The organism is Marinobacter sp. SS5-14b, from assembly GCF_030541005.1.
Lineage (GTDB): Bacteria > Pseudomonadota > Gammaproteobacteria > Pseudomonadales > Oleiphilaceae > Marinobacter.
This window is the reverse complement of record NZ_JASSVM010000001.1, coordinates 649,335-667,541: the sequence shown is the minus strand read 5'-3', so window position 1 is coordinate 667,541 and position 18,207 is coordinate 649,335. Positions and strand designations below refer to the sequence as shown.

General features: G+C 56.1%; 15 protein-coding genes. 1 reads left to right on the top strand and 14 read right to left on the bottom strand.

Annotated elements, in window-relative coordinates; genetic code table 11:
* Positions 1-13: 13 nt before the first annotated feature.
* The 14 genes from purF to leuC form a co-directional block, all read right to left on the bottom strand.
* A complete protein-coding gene (gene purF, locus QPL95_RS03060; protein ID WP_303289522.1) occupies positions 14-1,537 on the bottom strand; it encodes an amidophosphoribosyltransferase in 1,524 nt (507 codons plus the stop codon).
* Between the two features lie 21 nt (positions 1,538-1,558).
* Complete coding sequence (locus QPL95_RS03055; RefSeq protein ID WP_303289521.1) at positions 1,559-2,140, bottom strand: CvpA family protein; 582 nt, start codon at positions 2,138-2,140, stop codon at positions 1,559-1,561.
* A gap of 92 nt (positions 2,141-2,232) precedes the next feature.
* Positions 2,233-2,886, bottom strand: a complete 654-nt coding sequence (locus QPL95_RS03050) for an SPOR domain-containing protein (RefSeq protein WP_303289520.1) — start codon at positions 2,884-2,886, stop codon at positions 2,233-2,235.
* Positions 2,887-2,977: 91 nt separating this feature from the next.
* Positions 2,978-4,282, bottom strand: coding sequence for a bifunctional tetrahydrofolate synthase/dihydrofolate synthase (gene folC, locus QPL95_RS03045; RefSeq protein WP_303289519.1), 1,305 nt, complete (start codon positions 4,280-4,282; stop codon positions 2,978-2,980).
* Positions 4,266-5,192, bottom strand: a complete 927-nt coding sequence (gene accD, locus QPL95_RS03040) for an acetyl-CoA carboxylase, carboxyltransferase subunit beta (protein WP_303289518.1) — start codon at positions 5,190-5,192, stop codon at positions 4,266-4,268. Before accD ends, folC begins: the two co-directional genes overlap by 17 nt.
* Positions 5,193-5,230: 38 nt before the next feature.
* Positions 5,231-6,043, bottom strand: a complete 813-nt coding sequence (gene trpA / locus QPL95_RS03035; RefSeq protein WP_303289517.1) for a tryptophan synthase subunit alpha — start codon at positions 6,041-6,043, stop codon at positions 5,231-5,233.
* A 17-nt stretch (positions 6,044-6,060) separates the two neighbouring features.
* Positions 6,061-7,257, bottom strand: coding sequence for a tryptophan synthase subunit beta (trpB, locus tag QPL95_RS03030; RefSeq protein WP_368389722.1), 1,197 nt, complete (start codon positions 7,255-7,257; stop codon positions 6,061-6,063).
* 4 nt (positions 7,258-7,261) lie between these two features.
* Positions 7,262-7,894 carry a phosphoribosylanthranilate isomerase gene (locus QPL95_RS03025; protein ID WP_303289516.1) on the bottom strand — a complete coding sequence of 211 codons (633 nt, stop codon included), beginning with the start codon at positions 7,892-7,894 and terminating at the stop codon, positions 7,262-7,264.
* Positions 7,894-8,796: a tRNA pseudouridine(38-40) synthase TruA gene (gene truA, locus QPL95_RS03020; protein ID WP_303289515.1), complete on the bottom strand. Its 903-nt coding sequence runs from the start codon at positions 8,794-8,796 to the stop codon at positions 7,894-7,896. Before truA ends, QPL95_RS03025 begins: the two co-directional genes overlap by 1 nt.
* 86 nt (positions 8,797-8,882) lie before the next feature.
* Complete coding sequence (locus QPL95_RS03015) at positions 8,883-12,122, bottom strand: FimV/HubP family polar landmark protein (RefSeq protein WP_303289514.1); 3,240 nt, start codon at positions 12,120-12,122, stop codon at positions 8,883-8,885.
* Positions 12,123-12,400: 278 nt separating this feature from the next.
* Entirely contained in the window at positions 12,401-13,516 is a 1,116-nt protein-coding gene (gene asd / locus QPL95_RS03010; protein WP_303289513.1) for an aspartate-semialdehyde dehydrogenase, read from the bottom strand.
* A 118-nt stretch (positions 13,517-13,634) separates the two neighbouring features.
* A complete protein-coding gene (leuB, locus tag QPL95_RS03005) occupies positions 13,635-14,708 on the bottom strand; it encodes a 3-isopropylmalate dehydrogenase (RefSeq protein WP_303289726.1) in 1,074 nt (357 codons plus the stop codon).
* A gap of 17 nt (positions 14,709-14,725) precedes the next feature.
* Entirely contained in the window at positions 14,726-15,373 is a 648-nt protein-coding gene (gene leuD, locus QPL95_RS03000) for a 3-isopropylmalate dehydratase small subunit (RefSeq protein WP_303289512.1), read from the bottom strand.
* Between the two features lie 17 nt (positions 15,374-15,390).
* On the bottom strand, positions 15,391-16,809 hold the full coding sequence (gene leuC, locus QPL95_RS02995; RefSeq protein WP_303289511.1) for a 3-isopropylmalate dehydratase large subunit: 1,419 nt from the start codon (positions 16,807-16,809) through the stop codon (positions 15,391-15,393).
* A 495-nt stretch (positions 16,810-17,304) separates the two neighbouring features.
* Here leuC and QPL95_RS02990 point away from each other — a divergent pair, with 495 nt between their 5' ends.
* A complete protein-coding gene (locus QPL95_RS02990; RefSeq protein WP_303289510.1) occupies positions 17,305-18,186 on the top strand; it encodes a LysR family transcriptional regulator in 882 nt (293 codons plus the stop codon).
* Positions 18,187-18,207: the final 21 nt, after the last annotated feature.

The window sequence follows — 18,207 nt, the reverse complement described above, 5'->3', positions numbered from 1 at the left end:
AATTGGCGATATTTCAGTCTTCGTCATTATGAAGATCGATGATGGCATTGTCCGAGTCTGACATTTCGCCACCCGAACGGCTCTCATCCTTGCGCATGTCGTCAAGGCGATTCAGATAGGCATCGTCCACGTCGCCGGTGACATAGTCCCCGGTGAACACAGAACATTCCCAGCCATCAATGTCGTCATTGACATCGCTAACGCAGGCAATCAGGTCCTCAAGGTCTTGATAGACCAGCCAGTCAGCACCAATCAAGTCCCGCACATCCTCAACCGTCCGATCATGGGCGATCAGCTCACTGGCTGACGGCATATCGATGCCGTAAACGTTCGGATACCGGACAGGGGGCGCAGCAGACGCAAAATAGACGTTACGAGCGCCGGCATCCCGCGCCATCTGCACAATCTCTTTACAGGTCGTACCCCGCACAATGGAGTCGTCAACGAGCATGACGTTCTTGCCACGGAATTCGAGATCAATCGGGTTAAGCTTCTGGCGAACCGACTTCTTCCGCATCTTCTGGCCCGGCATGATGAACGTCCGGCCGATGTAGCGATTTTTGATGAAGCCCTCCCGGTACTTTACTCCAAGCTGAAAGGCCATCTGCATGGCAGAGGTGCGACTGGTGTCCGGAATCGGAATGACCACATCAATGTCGTGCTCCGGACGGTCTCGCAAAATCTTGTCAGCCAGAACCTCACCCATTCTCAAGCGGGCCTTGTAGACCGAAACCCGATCCATAACGGAGTCCGGTCGGGCGAAATACACGTGTTCAAAAATACAGGGATACAACTTGGGCGATTCAGCACACTGCTCGGTGTACAGAGTGCCATCCGTTTCGATATAAACCGCTTCACCGGGCGCAATATCCCGAACCAGAGTAAAGCCAGCCGCACTCAAAGCCACGCTTTCCGAGGCAATCATGTACTCTTTCTGACCGTCGTCGCTTTCGCGAACGCCGTAACAGGCCGGGCGAATGCCGTTGGGATCCCGGAACCCGACAATTCCATAGCCGGTGATCATCGCAATCACCGCATAGGCGCCGCGACAACGTTGGTGAACCGCACGAACCGCCGAAAAGATTTCATCTTTGGTCGGGTTCAGCTTACCCAGCTTCTGAAGCTCATGGGCAAACACGTTCAGGAGCACTTCCGAATCGGAATTGGTGTTGATATGACGAAGGTCCGTGCGGAACAGGTCACTGCTCAGTTCGTCGGCATTGGTCAGGTTGCCGTTGTGGGCCAGAGTAATGCCATAAGGGCTATTGACGTAAAACGGCTGCGCCTCTGAGGAGCTTGAGCTTCCGGCAGTCGGATACCGAACATGGCCGATACCCACGTTGCCCACCAGCCTGCGCATATGCCGGGTGTGAAAAACGTCCCGCACCAAACCGTTGTCTTTGCGCAAAAAGAACCGGTTATCCTGGAAGGTAACGATACCCGCCGCATCCTGGCCACGGTGTTGTAGAACGGTCAGCGCATCATAAAGCAGCTGATTGACGTTAGAAGTACTGACAATACCGACAATGCCACACATGGCTGGAAAATTCTCCGAGTGTTAAAACTGAATGTTAGCGGGTAAAGGCGTGGATTCCACGTCTTTCGGATCAGCGGCTTGTTCTGTGCCGTTTGATCCGTTTTCGGCAGGCCCCAGGAATCGGGCAAATTCATCACCAAACGTCCGGCGAGACCAGTCCTCTACTACAGCAAGGCGCTCGATCATCACTGACGTTTGCCACCAGGTGTCTTGCGCCAGAGGGGTGTAACGGGTGAAGGCAATGGCCACAATCACCACAACCACGCCGCGAAGCAGACCAAACCCCATGCCCAGCACACGATCCGTAGCTGAGAGGCCGGTTGCCCGGACCAGGTGACCAATAAGATTGTTGATAATGGCACCGACTATCAGGGTGCCGAAAAACAGAATTGCAAACGCAGCAATCAGGCGAACCAGCGGAGTTTCGACCGTAGACTCCAGCAGCGACTGCATCTGCGGGTGAAAGGTACGGGCAATAATAAAGGCACCGATCCAGGTCACCAGCGACAGGGCTTCGCGCACGAATCCCCGCTTCAAACTGATGAGCGTAGAGACAGAAATAAGGGCAATGATGACCCAGTCAATCCAGATCAGCGATTCCATGAACAACCCGCTGGAGAAAACGAAAGGCGGATTCTATCAGGAAACCGATGCGCACCAAACTGCCCTCTGCACATAATTCTACTGCAAAGGGATTATTTGCCACCCTGAGTGACCAGGCTTTTGAGCCCGAACTCTTTGTCCAGAACCGCCTTGGCTTTGTCCGCCTCGGTACGGTTGACGAACGGGCCACTGAATACACGGGTTAACGTGGTGTCGCCGCGGGAGAACTGCTGCAAGTGCGCACCCAGCCCCATTTCCAGTACCTTGTCTCTCAGCCTGCGCGCGTTGTCTTCATTGCCAAAGCTACCCAACTGAACCACCCAGGCACCCTCAAGGGAGCGGGTAAACTCGGCTTTCTCAGGCTGGTCAATGGGTGTTTGAACTTCTGGCTCTTCGGGTTCTTGCGCCGCCTGCGCTTCAGGCTGTGGCTCTGGGGACAGCTCCGGCTCCTGCGTTGCAACGGGCTGCGCCGCTTGCACGTCGTCACCTTCTATCATACGGAAGCCCGGTGCGGATGCTGAATCTGGCTCGGAGGTCGTAACAGGCTCGGGAGACAGGCCGTAATCCTGGCCTTCACTGTCTGGCCCGGCGGGCATATCAACTTCGGGGAATGGCGGCTCTTCGGGAATGGTAATCGGCGTGGTCTGCCGCTGGGAATGGGGCTCATCAAAGATCATTGGCACAAAAATAACCGCCAGGGAAATCAGAACCAGCGCACCAATGATCCGTTGTTTCAACCCATCCACCTGAGAGCACTCCCTTTTTCTGCCTGTTTCGAACTGATAGTAACCGCGACGATTTGATAACTGAAGCCCCGGGCAATGCCATGGACAAAGTTTAAGACGGTTCGGGAACCAGCATTTGCCTCGCCTCGGCAACCGTAAAGAACGAGCCGAACACAACAATACAGTCTTCTGGTGCCGCCTGCGCCACCGCAACAGACAATGCGTCCGTGACCGTTGCATGAGCACGGACACCAGACAGGCCACCAGCCCGAGCCCTGAGAGCTTCAGCGCTCAGCCCCCTCGGCACAGCCAGCCCGGCCAGATGCCAGGAGTCCACAACGGGCACCATGGCAGCGACAACACCTTCAACATCTTTGTCGGCCAGAGCCCCATAGACACCAACGACCCGCCCGCCATCCCGGCGCTTCAAGACTGAGAGCCTGGCTGCCAACCACTGCGCCGCATGGGGATTATGGCCGACGTCCACAATTACAGCAGGGCTTCGCGCCAACTGCTCGAAGCGGCCGGGAACCCGGACAGAGCGAGCGCCCTGGCTGAGCACATCGGCATCAACACCTGGTAACAATCGGGTTGCCAATACAACGGCCGCAGCAACACTTTCGACCGGTAACGGCCCTGCGGGCAACGCAATTCTGCACCCTTCGAGGATCAGATCAACCGTTTCCACGCCGTCACGGGCTGTTTCAATCTGATAATCCCTACCCGTGAGAAGCAGATCCACCTTCTGTGCCGCAGCCTGCTGCAGAACCGACGACGGCGGCGCAGGGTCCGCACACACGGCCGTAATTCCACGCCGAAGGATGCCCGCTTTCTCGAACCCGATCACTTCCCGGTTATCACCGAGAAAGCCAATGTGATCAATATCGATGGAGGTAATCACCGCGTAATCAGCGTCCATGACATTCACCGCATCAAGCCGCCCACCGAGGCCAACCTCAAGCACCCAGTCCTGCACGCCGGCACGCTCAAAGGCGACAAACGCAGCGAGGGTACCGAACTCGAAATAGGTCAACGACACCGAGCGTCTTGCCGCCTCAACCTTCTCAAAAGCGGACACCAGCTCAGCATCCGTGATATCCACGCCGTTCAGGCGGACGCGCTCGTTATATCTCTGCAAATGAGGGGAGGTATAGGCACCGGTGGTTCTGCCACCTAATCTCAGCAAATGCTCAAGAGTGGCGACCGTTGTACCTTTGCCGTTCGTACCTGCAACCGTGATAATCCGGGCGTCTGGCTTACGAGGGAACAGCCGGCGCAAGACAACCAGCACGCGATCAAGGCCCAGGTCAATTTCGGTGGGGTGGATGGCTTCCAGCCAGTGAAGCCATTGATCAACGGAAGCACCCGGCGCCGGGCTACCGGATGCTTCCGTAACGCCGTTACTCGACAACTTCATCTGTGTCCGGCTTTTCCGTAATTTCGAACTCAATGGGCGCTTCCGTACCTGGCTTTTCCTGCCCGGTAAATTTGGCAAGCACATGGGCAATTCTTTCCCGCATCTGGTGACGATGCAAAATCATATCGATGGCACCATGTTCAAGCAGGAACTCGCTGCGCTGGAAACCCTCCGGCAACTTCTCCCGGACCGTCTGCTCGATAACCCGGGGACCGGCAAAGCCAATCAGGGCAAACGGCTCAGCAATATTCAGATCCCCAAGCATTGCCAGGCTGGCGGACACACCACCAAACACAGGGTCTGTCATCACTGAAATGTAGGGAATGCCTTCCTGCTTCATGCGCTCCAGAACAGCGGCGGTCTTGGCCATCTGCATGAGCGAGAGAATGGCTTCCTGCATGCGCGCACCGCCACTGGCAGCGAAGCACACCAGCGGAATGCGACGTTCAAGCGCCACATTCGCAGCCTGCACGAATTTCTCGCCCACCACCTGCCCCATCGAGCCGCCCAGAAAATTAAATTCAAAGGCGCAGGCAACCAGAGGCACACCCATGGTCGTGCCGCTCATCGCAATCAGCGCGTCTTTTTCACCCGTGGCCTTCTGGGCTGCCGACAGGCGATCCTTGTAGCGTTTCGTGTCTTTAAACTTCAGTCGGTCAGACGGCTCCAGATTTGCAGCGATTTCCTCACGACCATCTTTATCAAGAAAGATATCCAGGCGCCGGCGGGCAGACACTCGCAGGTGATGGTTACATTTCGGGCAAACATCAAGATTCTTTTCGAGTTCCGGCTTATACAGAAAAGCGCCACACTTGGGGCATTTCTTCCACAACCCTTCCGGTACACCGGTGCGTTGCCGTGATTCCGAGCGAATCTTGCTCGGCATGATCTTGTCCAGCCAGTTACTCATGCTTTCATCCTGTCCTTTGATGCCTGGATAATCGTTACTCAGGGGGCAAGGCTATCCAGAGCTTCGCGCATCGGGTACAACAGATCGTACAACGCCTTATTCAGGGCGCCCGGATCTGATTGGTGTCGGGCTATTGTATCCACCAGCACGCTACCAACAATTACACCATCGGATACTTTGCCAATGGCACCTGCTGTTTTCGCATCCCTAATGCCAAAGCCCACTCCTACGGGAAGCGCGGTCAATTCGTGAATATGGGCCACCTTGGCAGCCACTTCCTCCACGTTAATGGTAGCCGAACCGGTTACACCCTTGATAGAAACATAGTACACATAACCGGATGAGTGCTCGCTGATTGCTTTGATCCGGCTATCGGTGGTGGTGGGTGCCAACAGGAAAATCGGATCCATGCCCCGCTGCGAAAACAGCGGTGCAACATCGTCTGCCTCTTCCGGAGGCAGATCCACGGTCAATACACCATCGATACCCGCATCCGCAGAGGCATCGGCAAAGGCTTCGTAGCCCATGGCCTCCATCGGATTCAGATACCCCATCAGGACAACGGGCGTAGCACTGTCGGTTTTTCGGAATTCCCGAACCATCCCGATCACCTGGCGCAGAGATGTGCCATGCTTCAGTGCCCGCTCGCAAGCCAGCTGAATGACGGGACCGTCTGCCATGGGGTCAGAAAATGGCACGCCAAGCTCAATAATATCAGCGCCCGCTTTTACCAGGGTATGCATCAGTTCGACGGTCTGATCCGGGTGTGGATCGCCGGCAGTAATGTAAGGGATCAAGGCCTTGCGGCCTTGATCCTTCAGAGATTTCAGTACACCTTCAATACGGCTCATGCCTGCTCCTGATCCCTTCAGATCTCAATGCCATCCAACTGGGCGATGGTATGAATGTCCTTATCACCGCGACCAGACACGTTGATGACAAGCATCTTGTCTTTGTCCATGGTAGCTGCGAGTTTGAGTGCGTACGCCACCGCATGAGCGGACTCAAGCGCCGGCATAATACCTTCCACCTGCGTCAGCGTGCGGAACCCGGCCAATGCTTCCTCGTCGGTCACTGATACATAGTTGGCGCGACCGATATCCTTTAACCACGAGTGCTCCGGGCCGACGCCGGGGTAGTCCAGGCCAGCACTGACAGAGTGCGTACCCGCAATCTGACCGTTTTCATCTTCCATCAGATAGGTACGATTACCATGAAGTACACCCGGGCGCCCCGCGCAAAGTGGCGCAGCATGTTGCCCGGTTGCAATACCAAGCCCGCCGGCTTCAACACCGTACAACTCAACAGACTCATCCGTCAGGAAAGGGTAAAACATTCCGATCGCGTTAGAGCCGCCACCCACACACGCCACCAGCGCATCAGGGAGCTTACCAACTTTCTCCATCGACTGCCGGCGCAATTCACGGCCAATCACCGACTGAAAATCACGAACCAACAGCGGATACGGATGCGGGCCAGCGACGGTGCCTATGATATAGAAGGTTTCGTCAACGTTCGCCACCCAATCACGCATGGCATCGTTCATGGCGTCTTTCAGGGTTTTGGTGCCGCTTTCAACCGCGTGCACAGTCGCACCAAGCAGCTTCATGCGGTAAACGTTCAGCGATTGGCGTTTGACATCTTCAGAGCCCATGAAAACATGGCATTCCAGACCGAGCCGCGCGCAAACCGTTGCCGTGGCGACACCGTGCTGGCCGGCGCCGGTTTCAGCAATAATCCGCTTTTTTCCGAGGAACCTGGCCAGCAGAGCCTGTCCGATCGTGTTGTTAACCTTATGTGCACCCGTGTGGTTAAGGTCTTCCCTTTTTAGCCAAATCTGCGCGCCACCGGTTTCCCGGGTCAACCGCTCGGCGAAATAAAGAGGGCTCGGCCGGCCAACATAATCTGCGAGGTCTTTGTCGAATTCAGCCTGGAAGTCGGCGTCGTCCTTCAGGCGCAGATATTCTTTCTCCAGCGTCATCAGGGAATCCATCAGGGTTTCTGACACAAACCGGCCACCGAAGGCACCGAAGTGACCACGGGAATCCGGAAGCGCCTTCAACATATCATCAGTCAATTTTACAGACACGGTGCACCTCTTTGAAAAATTCAGATAGTTTGGTGGCGTCTTTCTTACCTTTGCTCAGCTCTACCCCGCCGCTGACATCCACTGCCCAGGGGCGCACGTTTTCAATGGCGCGAGCTACGTTATCAGATGACAACCCACCGGCCAATATCAACGGCAGCGGGCGTTTCTCTGGAATCAACTGCCAGTTGAAAGACTGGCCCGTTCCTCCATACCGGTCCGGATCCCAGGCATCAACCAGCAATCCGGAGGCTTTGCTATACACTGCAAACGCTTGCTCTATCTGCCCGGATTCCCGAACCCTGATCGCCTTTATCCAGCGTCGCCCGAAAGACGCACAGAATGCTGCTGTTTCATCGCCATGAAACTGCAGTAAATCCAGCGGGACCGCCTCAAGCACGGCTTTCACAAACTCGATCTCGGGGTTCACAAACAAACCCGTGACGGTCACAAACGCCGGCACTCGGGCCACCAACTTCCGGGCCTGTTCGATCGAAACGGCTCGTGGACTCGGTTCGTAGAATACGAAACCAACGGAGTCTGCCCCGCTGGCCACCGCAGCATCAATGTCCTGCTCTCGGGTCAGGCCACAGATCTTCACTCGGGTCATCGTCATTACGTTACCGGCTGTTTTCGATGTATATGTGTCGGCTGAATAGGCAGATTTGCCTGCTCAGAAAACCACGGAGTAGCAAACGCTGGGCCACAAAGGGCCTGGGGCAAGGCGAATTGATCAGGATAGCCAACATCAACCAGGTACAAACCATAAGGCGGTGCAGTCACCCCTGCAAGCTTTCGGTTACGGGCCTCAAGCACTTCCGCAACCCATTCTACCGGCTGAATCCCTGAACCAACTGCCATCAATGCACCCGCGATGTTACGTACCATATGATGCAGAAATGCATTGGCCTGCACATCTATTACGACGTAATCCCCACAACGGGTTACTGAAATATTTTCGAGAAACCGAACCGGTGTTCGGGATTGACAACCTGCAGCCCGGAACGATGAAAAATCATGCTCACCCTGCAAGGCTTGTGCAGCCGTATGCATTCTCTCGGTGTCAAGGGGCCGGAAATTCCAGCTGACCTGACCACGCTGAATACCCGGACGCACCGGGTGATTAAGAATGATGTAACGATAGCGCCGGTATATCGCAGAAAACCGTGCATGGAAGTCCTCGACACCGGGACCGGCCCAGTGGACCGCGATATCAGCGGGTAGCGCGGTATTGATCCCCATGACCCACGAGCGAAGTGTTCGAACCGACGCGGTGTCGAAATGAGCGACCTGAAAGCTCGCATGCACCCCGGCATCGGTGCGACCAGCACAAACCAGCTCTACCGGGTGGTCAGCGACCTTCTCCACTGCCTTGGCGAGCTCTGCCTGAACCGACCGCACACCACTCTTTTGCTGCTGCCATCCGTGGAACCCGTGGCCATCATACTCGAAAATAATAATGACCCGACCATTACCGATCGGCTCGTCTGTGGTTAGAGGTTGCGGCTTTAGAAACAAGTGTAAGTCCGGTTTTCTGGGGTCTGAAAAACAAAGCGCCGGCTCAATGGCCGGCGCTATTGCCGTTAAGGATTGATTATAACGGATCAGGAGAGATTTTTAAGAAGCTCCTGCGCTTCCGTTTTCTGCTCATCCGTACCCTCAAGGGCCACTTCCTCGAGAATATCCCGGGCACCATCACTGTCACCCATCTCGATGTAGGCGCGGGCCAGGTCGAGTTTCGTGGCGGCTTCGTCCGTTCCAGCGAGGAAGTCGAAATCGTCATCATCGCCCAGATCACTGTCGTTGATGTCCAGCGCACCTGAAGACCCGCCTGCTTCCTTAACCGGCTCCGCCGAGTCTTCCGGCTCCAGAGAAGGCACGTCGGCATCGGTATCGGCCAGCTCAGCATCCGAGTCAAAGCTCTCGAAAGCATCTTCCAGACCCAGCTCTTCATCCAACGAGGACGTCGACTCTTCGGGCAATCCGGTTTTGTCAGCTTCTGAGAACTCCTCCATCAGCGCCAGATCTTCATCAGACACATCAAGTTCGAGATCATCCAGGCTGGATTCGTTCAAATCCAGTTCGGCTGAGTCGCTTTCTTCTTCGGCTTTCTCAAGCTCTGCATCGAGCTCATCCAGGAAGGACTCATCCAACCCCTCTACGCCCGACTCAAGATCATCCTCAGGCTGCTCGCCGAGTACACTCAACTCTTCATCGTCAGACAGTGACGGCAACTCTGGCTCTGCGTCAGAACCACTATCCAATTCACTGTCCAATTCACTGTCCAATTCACTATCCAGCTCACTGTCCAGCTCACTTCCAAGATCCAGTTCAGCTTCAGGCTCCAGCTCACCTTCTGAGTCCAGGTTTTCGCCAAGGCCCAGGTCAAGATCGTCCTCAGACAGGTCAGCTGACTCTTTCAGCTCCTCTGGTTCTTCAACGTCGAAGTCGAGGGCAAAGTCGTCATCCGCCAAGGCGTCATCCGACTTTCTCTCACCTGAATCAGACTCGATATCCATTTCCAGAGATGAGAAGTCACTCTCTTCATCGAGGCGCTCTTCGGTATCTTCGACATCAGCGGAGCCGTCTGACTTTTCAATCCCGGACAGATCGTACTCAATCAGATCCTCACGGGACCCGGTCTCTTCCGCAACATCCGATTCCAGTTCACCAAACTCGTTCTCGGGCACCTCATCCTTAGAGGCGTCGAACTCGTCTTCCTTCAGCTCGTCGGAAAGAGCCCACTCGTCGTCGCTGACAGCTTCATCAGAGCTTGTGGCTCCTGCATTGAACGAATCCGAACGAAGCTGGCTTTCCAGATCATCAATGCTGGGCACTGCCTCAGCTTCTTCGAGCCGCTCCTTCAGGTTCTCGGCCTGCAAAAGCGCCGCCTCATCATTGAGCGCCTCAACCTCACCGTACTGTTTTTCAAACGCATCGCGGTCCTGATTGTCTGCATAGACCTCAAGCAATTTCAGACGCAGATCGGTCCGGCTTGGCTCACGAGAAATGGCAGTCTCAAGAACCTGGGCGGCCTGGTCGTGACGACCATAAGCAATGTAGGTTTCTGCTTCGGCCAATACATCGCCTTCACCGACTGCTTCCGATTCATCTTCATCATCCAGAGTCAGGTCAAAGCTGTCTTTCTCGCCGCTGTCCTCGGCGTTCAACTGGTCATAAAACGCTTTCTCGCGGTTCGCGTTTCTGCGGGCGACCAGAAGCAACAACAGCAGCAGAATCAGCAACCCGCCACCCAGAGCAATCTGGTACATCGGGTTGTTGACAATGGCGTCCATCGTTTTGCCGAACAAGCCCTTCTCTGGCGCAGCGGCCGGTTGCTGAGGCTTGGGTTTGACTGGTTCGGCTTCCGCCACAGGCGTCGTATCGGTACCGGCAACCTCTGGAGCAGAGGCATCAACCGCATCAGCCGCTTCGTCAGCTGCTGCAACCTGTTCTGCGTCCGCACCGGGCGTAGCATCAACGCCGGTTTCCGCCGAAAGCGCGTCTTCTGCCGCAGCTTCAGCACCACTGTCGACCGAATCTGCCAGGCTTTCCGGTGATTGCTCAGCCACGGCTTCCGGTTCAGCCGTTTCGCCCACGGCAGTATCTGCACCTTCCGGGGTAACATCCTGGCCTGACTCACCGTCAGCAACCTGACTTTCCAGACCAGGCTCACCTGCAACTGAACTGTCGCCGGCGCCTTCATCTGCAGCCATACCCTGCATATCCGCCAACTGACTGTTCTTCAGCTCAAGCAGACGTTGCAGCGTTTCGACCTGGGACTGCATGTCTTCGAGACGGGAGTTCAGCTCTTCGTTTTCGCGACGAGTTGCTTCAAGCTCTTCCATCGCGACAGCCGCGCCGGCATCCGCGCCGCCGGGCACATCACCGTCACCACCCGCGGAACCACCCTGCTCTGCAGTACGTGATTCGGCCTCGTCAGCTGCAATAAGCCGAAGCTCATCACCAGCCATACTCTGGGACGGCTGGCCCTGAGCTGAGGTCGCGTCAGCGGTGCTGGTTGCGTCAACCGGTCTCGGTGACCGGAATTCCTGGTTCTGCCTGGCCACGACCCGAGTCGCTTCCGCTTGACTCCGGTTACGAATCTGCTCAAGAGTCGGCGCCCGCAACACTTCGCCACGCTTCAGGCGATTGATGTTGCCACCAATAAACGCATCCGGGTTCTGATCCTGCACCGCCAGCATCACCTGCTGCATCGACACAGAGTTATCCGGGCGCATTCGCTGAGCAATCGTCCACAACGTATCGGACGGTCCTGTGGGGCCAAAACTTCCGGCGCTGTAGCTGCTCGACAAAGAACTTTCAGCCGCGGCCTGCCTACGCACAGATTCCGCACTCCGGGTTGTCCCGGTTGCTGAGGTTTGTTGGCGGGTAGCCGCGGTGGCTGGTGCACTGACCGACTCCTGAATACCCGATTCCTCAGCGTAGACAGGCGGATCAACAAGTACCGCGTACTCCCGCATCAAACGTCCGCTCGGCCAGGTCAGCTCCAGCAGGAAATTCAGGTACGGCTCACGGAACGCTTCGCGAGACGAAACGTTGATAACGAGATTGCCGTCAGCCCCCGTGACCACTTCAAATCTGAGTTTGCTGAGAAACTGATGGCGATCCAGACCGACCCTTTGATAGGCGTCTTCAGGAGCCACGTTAACGAAGACATCACCGGGATCAACCCCGCGACTTTGTCGCAAAGTAATTTCTGCGTCCAGCGGCTCGTTCAGCCAGGACTGCATCTCAATTTCGCCCAGCCCCAAGGCCTGAGCCATACCGGAGCCGAGCCCTCCCGCCAGCGCCAGGGCAACCGCAAGCTTGCGTACCTTCATGCTTTTTCCTTTCCAGTCTCCGTTATTCTTTGACTGCTGAATCTCAACAGAATCGGACGAGGTTGGATGACGTTCGTCTTTTTTTGGGAAGTATTGTTGATAAAACCCCTTTTATCAATCAATCAGACGCAATCCTTGCACCGTTTTTTTATCAATCCGACGGAACCCATTAGTGTTCCTGAAAATAACAGGGGCGGACGCTGAAATCAGCCTCCGCCCCTAGCCGGCTTGCGAAAAACCGGACACAGTTGGCATTAATGACCAAGCTGTAACATTTTTTAACGTTCCTGGAGGATCCTGAGCATCCTTCGAAGCGGCTCGGCCGCGCCCCAAAGCAGCTGGTCGCCCACGGTAAACGCGGAGATATACTCCGGCCCCATGGCCAGTTTGCGAATACGCCCGATCGGAATGCTCAGGGTGCCGGTCACTTTGGCCGGCGTGAGCTCTGCCATGGTCGCGTCGCGATCGTTCGGGATCACCTTCACCCAATCGTTGGCCTTGGCCAGAATACTCTCGATCTCCGACACCGACAGATCTTTCTTGAGCTTGATGGTCAGCGCCTGGCTGTGGGATCGCATGGCACCAATGCGCACGCAAATACCATCGATGGGAATCGGGCTGTCGCTGCGACCCAGAATCTTGTTGGTCTCAACGCCCGCCTTCCACTCTTCTTTGCTCATGCCGTTATCGAGCTGCTTGTCGATAAACGGAATCAGGCTGCCTGCCAGCGGCACACCGAAATGTTCCGTGGGAAAATCACCGGAACGCATGGTGTCTGTCACCTTGCGGTCGATTTCCAGAATGGCAGAGGAAGGATCGGCCAGTTCGGATTTCACACTGTCGTTCAGGGCGCCCATCTGGTTCAGCAGTTCCCGCATATTCTGGGCACCGGAACCGGAAGCGGCCTGATAGGTCATCGGAGCAACCCATTCGATCAGATCCTGCTCCAGCAAGCCGCCAAGGGCCAACATCATCAGGCTGACGGTGCAGTTGCCTCCAATGTAGTCCTTCACACCTTTGTCGAGAGCCGCATCAATCACATTACGGTTGACCGGGTCCAGCACGATCACAGAGTGATCGACCATCCGCAAGGTGGACGCTGCATCAATCCAGTAGCCATCCCATCCTGCATCACGCAGTTTCTGGTAAACCTCGGTGGTGTAATCGCCGCCCTGACACGTCACAATCACATCCAGAGTTTTCAGGATGTCGATATCAAAAGCATCCTGCAGTGGCGGAACACCCTCTTTGCCTACGTCCGGGGCCGGCTTCCCAGTCTGGGAAGTGGTAAAAAACACCGGTTCGATATCGGCAAAATCGTTTTCTTCACGCATGCGCTGCATGAGGACTGAGCCCACCATGCCACGCCAACCTACAAGTCCAACTCGCTTCATGTGCGACCTTTGAACCTCACATTATGCCCGCCCGCTACCGTTATCGCTGGCAGGGACAGGATGGATGATCCCGCAGCGGCAGCATCGCGCCGCTGTCGGGTCTCGAATCAGAACTGGCTCAGAGTGCGTTGAGTACGGCTTCACCCATCTCGCGGGTCGAAACCTTCTGGCCGCCATCAGACATGATATCGGCCGTACGCAAGCCCTGATCCAGCACCTTACTGACCGCCGCCTCAATAGCTTCTGCGGCTTTATCCTCATTCAGACTGTAACGCAGCATCATGGCTGCACTGATGATGGTGGCCAGTGGATTGGCAATGCCCTGCCCGGCGATATCCGGTGCTGAACCATGGCACGGCTCATACATGCCCTGCTTGTCGGAGTTCAGCGACGCGGAAGGCAGCATACCGATAGAGCCGGTGAGCATAGCCGCTTCGTCAGAAAGAATATCACCAAACATGTTGCCAGTCACAATCACGTCGAATTGCTTGGGCGCACGAACCAGCTGCATTGCGGCATTGTCCACGTACATGTGGGACAGCTCCACATCCGGGTATTCCCGCTTCAGGTCTTCCATCACCTCGCGCCACAGCACGGTCACTTCCAGCACGTTGGCCTTGTCAACCGAACACAGTTTCTTGCCACGCTGCTGAGCCGCTTCAAAGGCAACCCGGCCAATACGACGGATCTCGGACTCAGTGTACTGATAGGTGTTGTAACCCTGACGCTCCCCACTTTCCAGAACACGCACACCGCGGGGCTGGCCAAAGTAAATGCCACCAGTCAGTTCGCGGACAATCAAAATATCCAGACCGGAAACCACTTCCGGCTTCAGCGAAGACGCCGAGGCCAGCTGCGGATACAGAATGGCCGGGCGCAGGTTGGCAAACAATTCCAGGTTGGAGCGCAAACCCAGCAGTCCTTTCTCAGGACGTTGAGCCATCGGCAGGCTGTCCCATTTCGGACCACCGACAGCACCCAGCAGGATGGCATCGGCGTTACGGGCCTTTTCCAGAGTTTCGTCAGGCAGCGGAACGTCTGTTGCATCGATAGCAGCACCGCCCACCAGGGCCGTGTCGAAGGACAGATTCAGGCCGAATTTTTCATTAACCTTATGCAGAACCTTTTCGGCTTCCGCCACAATCTCGGGACCAATGCCGTCACCCGGCAACAGCAATACATTACGGGACATATCAAAATCCTTGTTCATCAGTTTCCGGCGTTAAACAACCAGGGCGCAGTGTTGCGGCGAGCATCTTCATAAGCCTGAATGGCATCCGCATCTTCAAGCGTTACGCCAATATCGTCCAGACCGTTCAGCAGGCAGTGGCGACGGAAATTATCCACCTCAAATGAAAACGACTCACCGGACGGCGTGGTTACGGTCTGCGCGTCGAGATCAACCGTCAGAGCGTAGCCCTCAGCAGCCTCAGCCTCTTTAAATAAATTGTCTACAACTTCTTCATCAAGAACAATAGGTAACAAGCCATTCTTAAAGCAGTTGTTGTAGAAAATATCGGCAAAACTCGGCGCAATGATCACCCGGAAACCGAAATCATCCAGCGCCCATGGCGCGTGCTCACGACTGGAACCACAACCAAAGTTAGCACGGGCCAGCAACACGCTGGCGTTTTTGTACCGCTCCTGGTTGAGCACGAAATCCGGATTCAGCGGACGGCCAGCACAATCCTGGTCCGGCTTGCCTTCGTCCAGGTAACGCAATTCATCAAACAGGTTCGGGCCAAAGCCCGTGCGCTTGATGGACTTCAAAAACTGCTTGGGAATGATCATGTCCGTGTCCACATTGGAACGGTCCATGGGGGCTACGATGCCCTGGTGTTGCGTAAATGCGCGCATGGTCTCTCTCCTGTGGCTCAGTGCATCAATTCACGGACATCAACGAAGTGGCCGGTTACCGCAGCTGCAGCAGCCATGGCCGGGCTCACCAGGTGGGTACGCCCACCAAAGCCCTGACGACCTTCGAAGTTCCGGTTAGAGGTAGACGCACAATGCTCGCCCTGCCCCAGCTTGTCGGCGTTCATGGCCAGACACATGGAGCAACCCGGATCACGCCATTCCAGGCCCGCTTCGATAAAGATCTTGTCCAGACCTTCCTGCTCCGCCTGCGCTTTCACCAAACCGGAACCCGGAACCACCATCGCCTGCTTCAGGCTCGGCGCTACCTTGCGGCCTTTCACAACCGCAGCCGCTTCACGCAAGTCTTCAATCCGGCTGTTGGTGCAGGAGCCGATAAAAACACGATCCAACTGAATGTCGGTGATCTTCTGGTTCGGCTGCAGTCCCATGTACTTGAGCGCGCGCACAATGCCTTCACGCTTGATGGGATCTTCTTCCTTGGCCGGGTCCGGCACATTGCCGTCGACACCGGTTACCATCTCCGGAGATGTGCCCCAGCTCACCTGTGGCTGGATGGCTGTGCCGTCCAGCTCAACCACCTTGTCGAAAACCGCATCGTCGTCGCTGTGCAGGGTGCGCCAGTATTCAACGGCCTTGTCCCAGGTCTCGCCTTTCGGAGAGAACGGACGGCCTTTCACATACTCGATGGTGGTGTCATCCACCGCCACCATACCCACACGGGCACCGCCCTCGATGGCCATGTTGCAAATGGTCATCCGGCCTTCCATGCTCAAACCACGGATCGCCTCACCACCAAACTCGATGGCGTAACCGGTGCCGCCAGCGGTGCCGATCTTACCAATGATAGCCAGAACCACATCCTTGCCGGTCACACCCGCGCCAAGTTTGCCGTTCACCTTCACCAGCATGTTCTTCATCTTCTTCTGAACCAGGCACTGGGTAGCCAGAACGTGCTCAACTTCAGAGGTACCGATACCATGGGCCAGACAGCCAAAGGCACCGTGGGTAGAAGTATGGGAATCACCACACACAATGCTCATACCCGGCAAGGTCGCGCCCTGCTCCGGCCCAATCACGTGAACGATGCCCTGACGCTGGTCCTTGATCTTGAATTCCAGAATCCCGAACTCATCGCAGTTTTTGTCCAGCGTCTCCACCTGTGTGCGGGAAACCGGATCCACGATGCCCTCGATGCCCCGATCACGATCAGTGGTCGGTACGTTATGGTCCGGTGTCGCGATGTTGGCATCGATCCGCCACGGCTTCCGCCCCGCCAACCGAAGGCCTTCAAAGGCCTGCGGTGAGGTCACTTCGTGCAGCAGTTGCCGGTCAATGTAGATCAGAGCGGAGCCATCGTCCCGCTGTTTGACCAAATGGTCGTCCCACAATTTGTCATATAAGGTTTTGCCCGCCATGGTTCTCTCTCACTCTCTGGGGGTTTCTGTTTCTGACTAGACTTTCGCCATCTTACTACTCTGCGACGAATAACCCCAATTCATGTTTTTCATTCTTTGCATTCCAACTAGTTATCGCCGATAGTGACTATCAGCACCCTATGCCTGAGAAGGGCTTCAAAACGGTAGCAGGCACGTCCGGATGGGGGAGCTTTTCAAAACACGCCTACAAGCACATCCATGTGGGCTCTTTCGGGCCATCCCTGGCCCTCAACGGTTTTGAAAAGCTCCCCCATCCGAACGCGCCCCTACATTGGTCGTGGATTCACGATTTTTTCAGACAGCAGGCTCGATCGTTAGCGGAGTTGCTTCACTGAGCCCCTCCCAAAAATCTCGGAGGCCATGGATGGCCGGAGCGAAGCGCACATGGATGTGCTCGTAGCGTTTTTTGGGAGGGGCTCAGTGAAGCAACTCCATGCTCCCAAATCAGATGCAAGATCAAGATGAGCACCGGACATGGACTCGAACGCACTTAAGGCATTCCTGACAATCGTAGACCAGGGCTCCTTCTCAGAAGCCGCCGAAACCCTGCACCTGACACAGCCCGCTGTCAGCAAGCGCCTGGCGGCCCTGGAACACCTGCTGGGCACCAAACTAATCGAGCGAGGCCACCGGGAAATCCGGCTGACCGACGCCGGCGCGCGCCTGCTGCCCCACGCACGACAAATCCTTGATGAAATCCACAACGCCCGCGTCGCCCTGTCCTCCGACGACGGCACCATCACCGGCGAACTGAACATCATCGCCAGCCACCACATCGGCCTGCACCACCTGCCCAACTGGCTGCGCCGATTTGTCAAAGACTACCCGAACGTTACCGTCAACTTACAGTTCATGGAATCCGACGCGGCTTACAGTCAAATGCACAAACGTAACGCAGAGCTGGCCTTTGTCACACTCAGTGACAGCATGGAAAGCCAGTTCATGGTATACGAACAATGGTCCGATCCTATGGCGTTCGTGGCAGGTGCAAGCCACGAACTGGCAGAACAGACCACCGCGACACTCGCCGATCTGGCACGGTATCCCGCGCTGCTGCCGGATACCACCACAGCAACGTATCGGGCAGTCAGCCGTTTGTTTCTGGAGGCCAACCTCCCACTCAAACAGCAGATACCGACCAATTATCTTGAAACCATCAAGATGATGACCAGTGTCGGCCTTGGCTGGAGTGTACTGCCGGTGAGCATGGCCGACGAGAGCCTGCGCCAGCTGGATACGGGGTTTGCGGTTAACCGGGTGCTGGGCGCGGTTGGTCTGTCCGGGCGCCAGTTGAGCCAGGCGGCCAGAGCCATGCTGAACATCGTGCGGGACGAAGAAACCGGCACACCATCATAAACACAACGAAAGCAGGAGATT

What these genes read in the sequence shown, in the direction of transcription:
- purF (WP_303289522.1), bottom strand. Translation starts at nt 1,537, where the DNA reads ATGTGTGGCATTGTCGGTATTGTCAGTACTTCTAACGTCAATCAGCTG.
- QPL95_RS03055 (WP_303289521.1), bottom strand. Translation starts at nt 2,140, where the DNA reads ATGGAATCGCTGATCTGGATTGACTGGGTCATCATTGCCCTTATTTCT.
- folC (WP_303289519.1), bottom strand. Translation starts at nt 4,282, where the DNA reads ATGAAGTTGTCGAGTAACGGCGTTACGGAAGCATCCGGTAGCCCGGCG.
- accD (WP_303289518.1), bottom strand. Translation starts at nt 5,192, where the DNA reads ATGAGTAACTGGCTGGACAAGATCATGCCGAGCAAGATTCGCTCGGAA.
- trpA (WP_303289517.1), bottom strand. Translation starts at nt 6,043, where the DNA reads ATGAGCCGTATTGAAGGTGTACTGAAATCTCTGAAGGATCAAGGCCGC.
- trpB (WP_368389722.1), bottom strand. Translation starts at nt 7,257, where the DNA reads ATGTTGAAGGCGCTTCCGGATTCCCGTGGTCACTTCGGTGCCTTCGGT.
- QPL95_RS03025 (WP_303289516.1), bottom strand. Translation starts at nt 7,894, where the DNA reads ATGACGATGACCCGAGTGAAGATCTGTGGCCTGACCCGAGAGCAGGAC.
- QPL95_RS03015 (WP_303289514.1), bottom strand. Translation starts at nt 12,122, where the DNA reads ATGAAGGTACGCAAGCTTGCGGTTGCCCTGGCGCTGGCGGGAGGGCTC.
- asd (WP_303289513.1), bottom strand. Translation starts at nt 13,516, where the DNA reads ATGAAGCGAGTTGGACTTGTAGGTTGGCGTGGCATGGTGGGCTCAGTC.
- leuB (WP_303289726.1), bottom strand. Translation starts at nt 14,708, where the DNA reads ATGTCCCGTAATGTATTGCTGTTGCCGGGTGACGGCATTGGTCCCGAG.
- leuD (WP_303289512.1), bottom strand. Translation starts at nt 15,373, where the DNA reads ATGCGCGCATTTACGCAACACCAGGGCATCGTAGCCCCCATGGACCGT.
- leuC (WP_303289511.1), bottom strand. Translation starts at nt 16,809, where the DNA reads ATGGCGGGCAAAACCTTATATGACAAATTGTGGGACGACCATTTGGTC.
- QPL95_RS02990 (WP_303289510.1), top strand. Translation starts at nt 17,305, where the DNA reads ATGGACTCGAACGCACTTAAGGCATTCCTGACAATCGTAGACCAGGGC.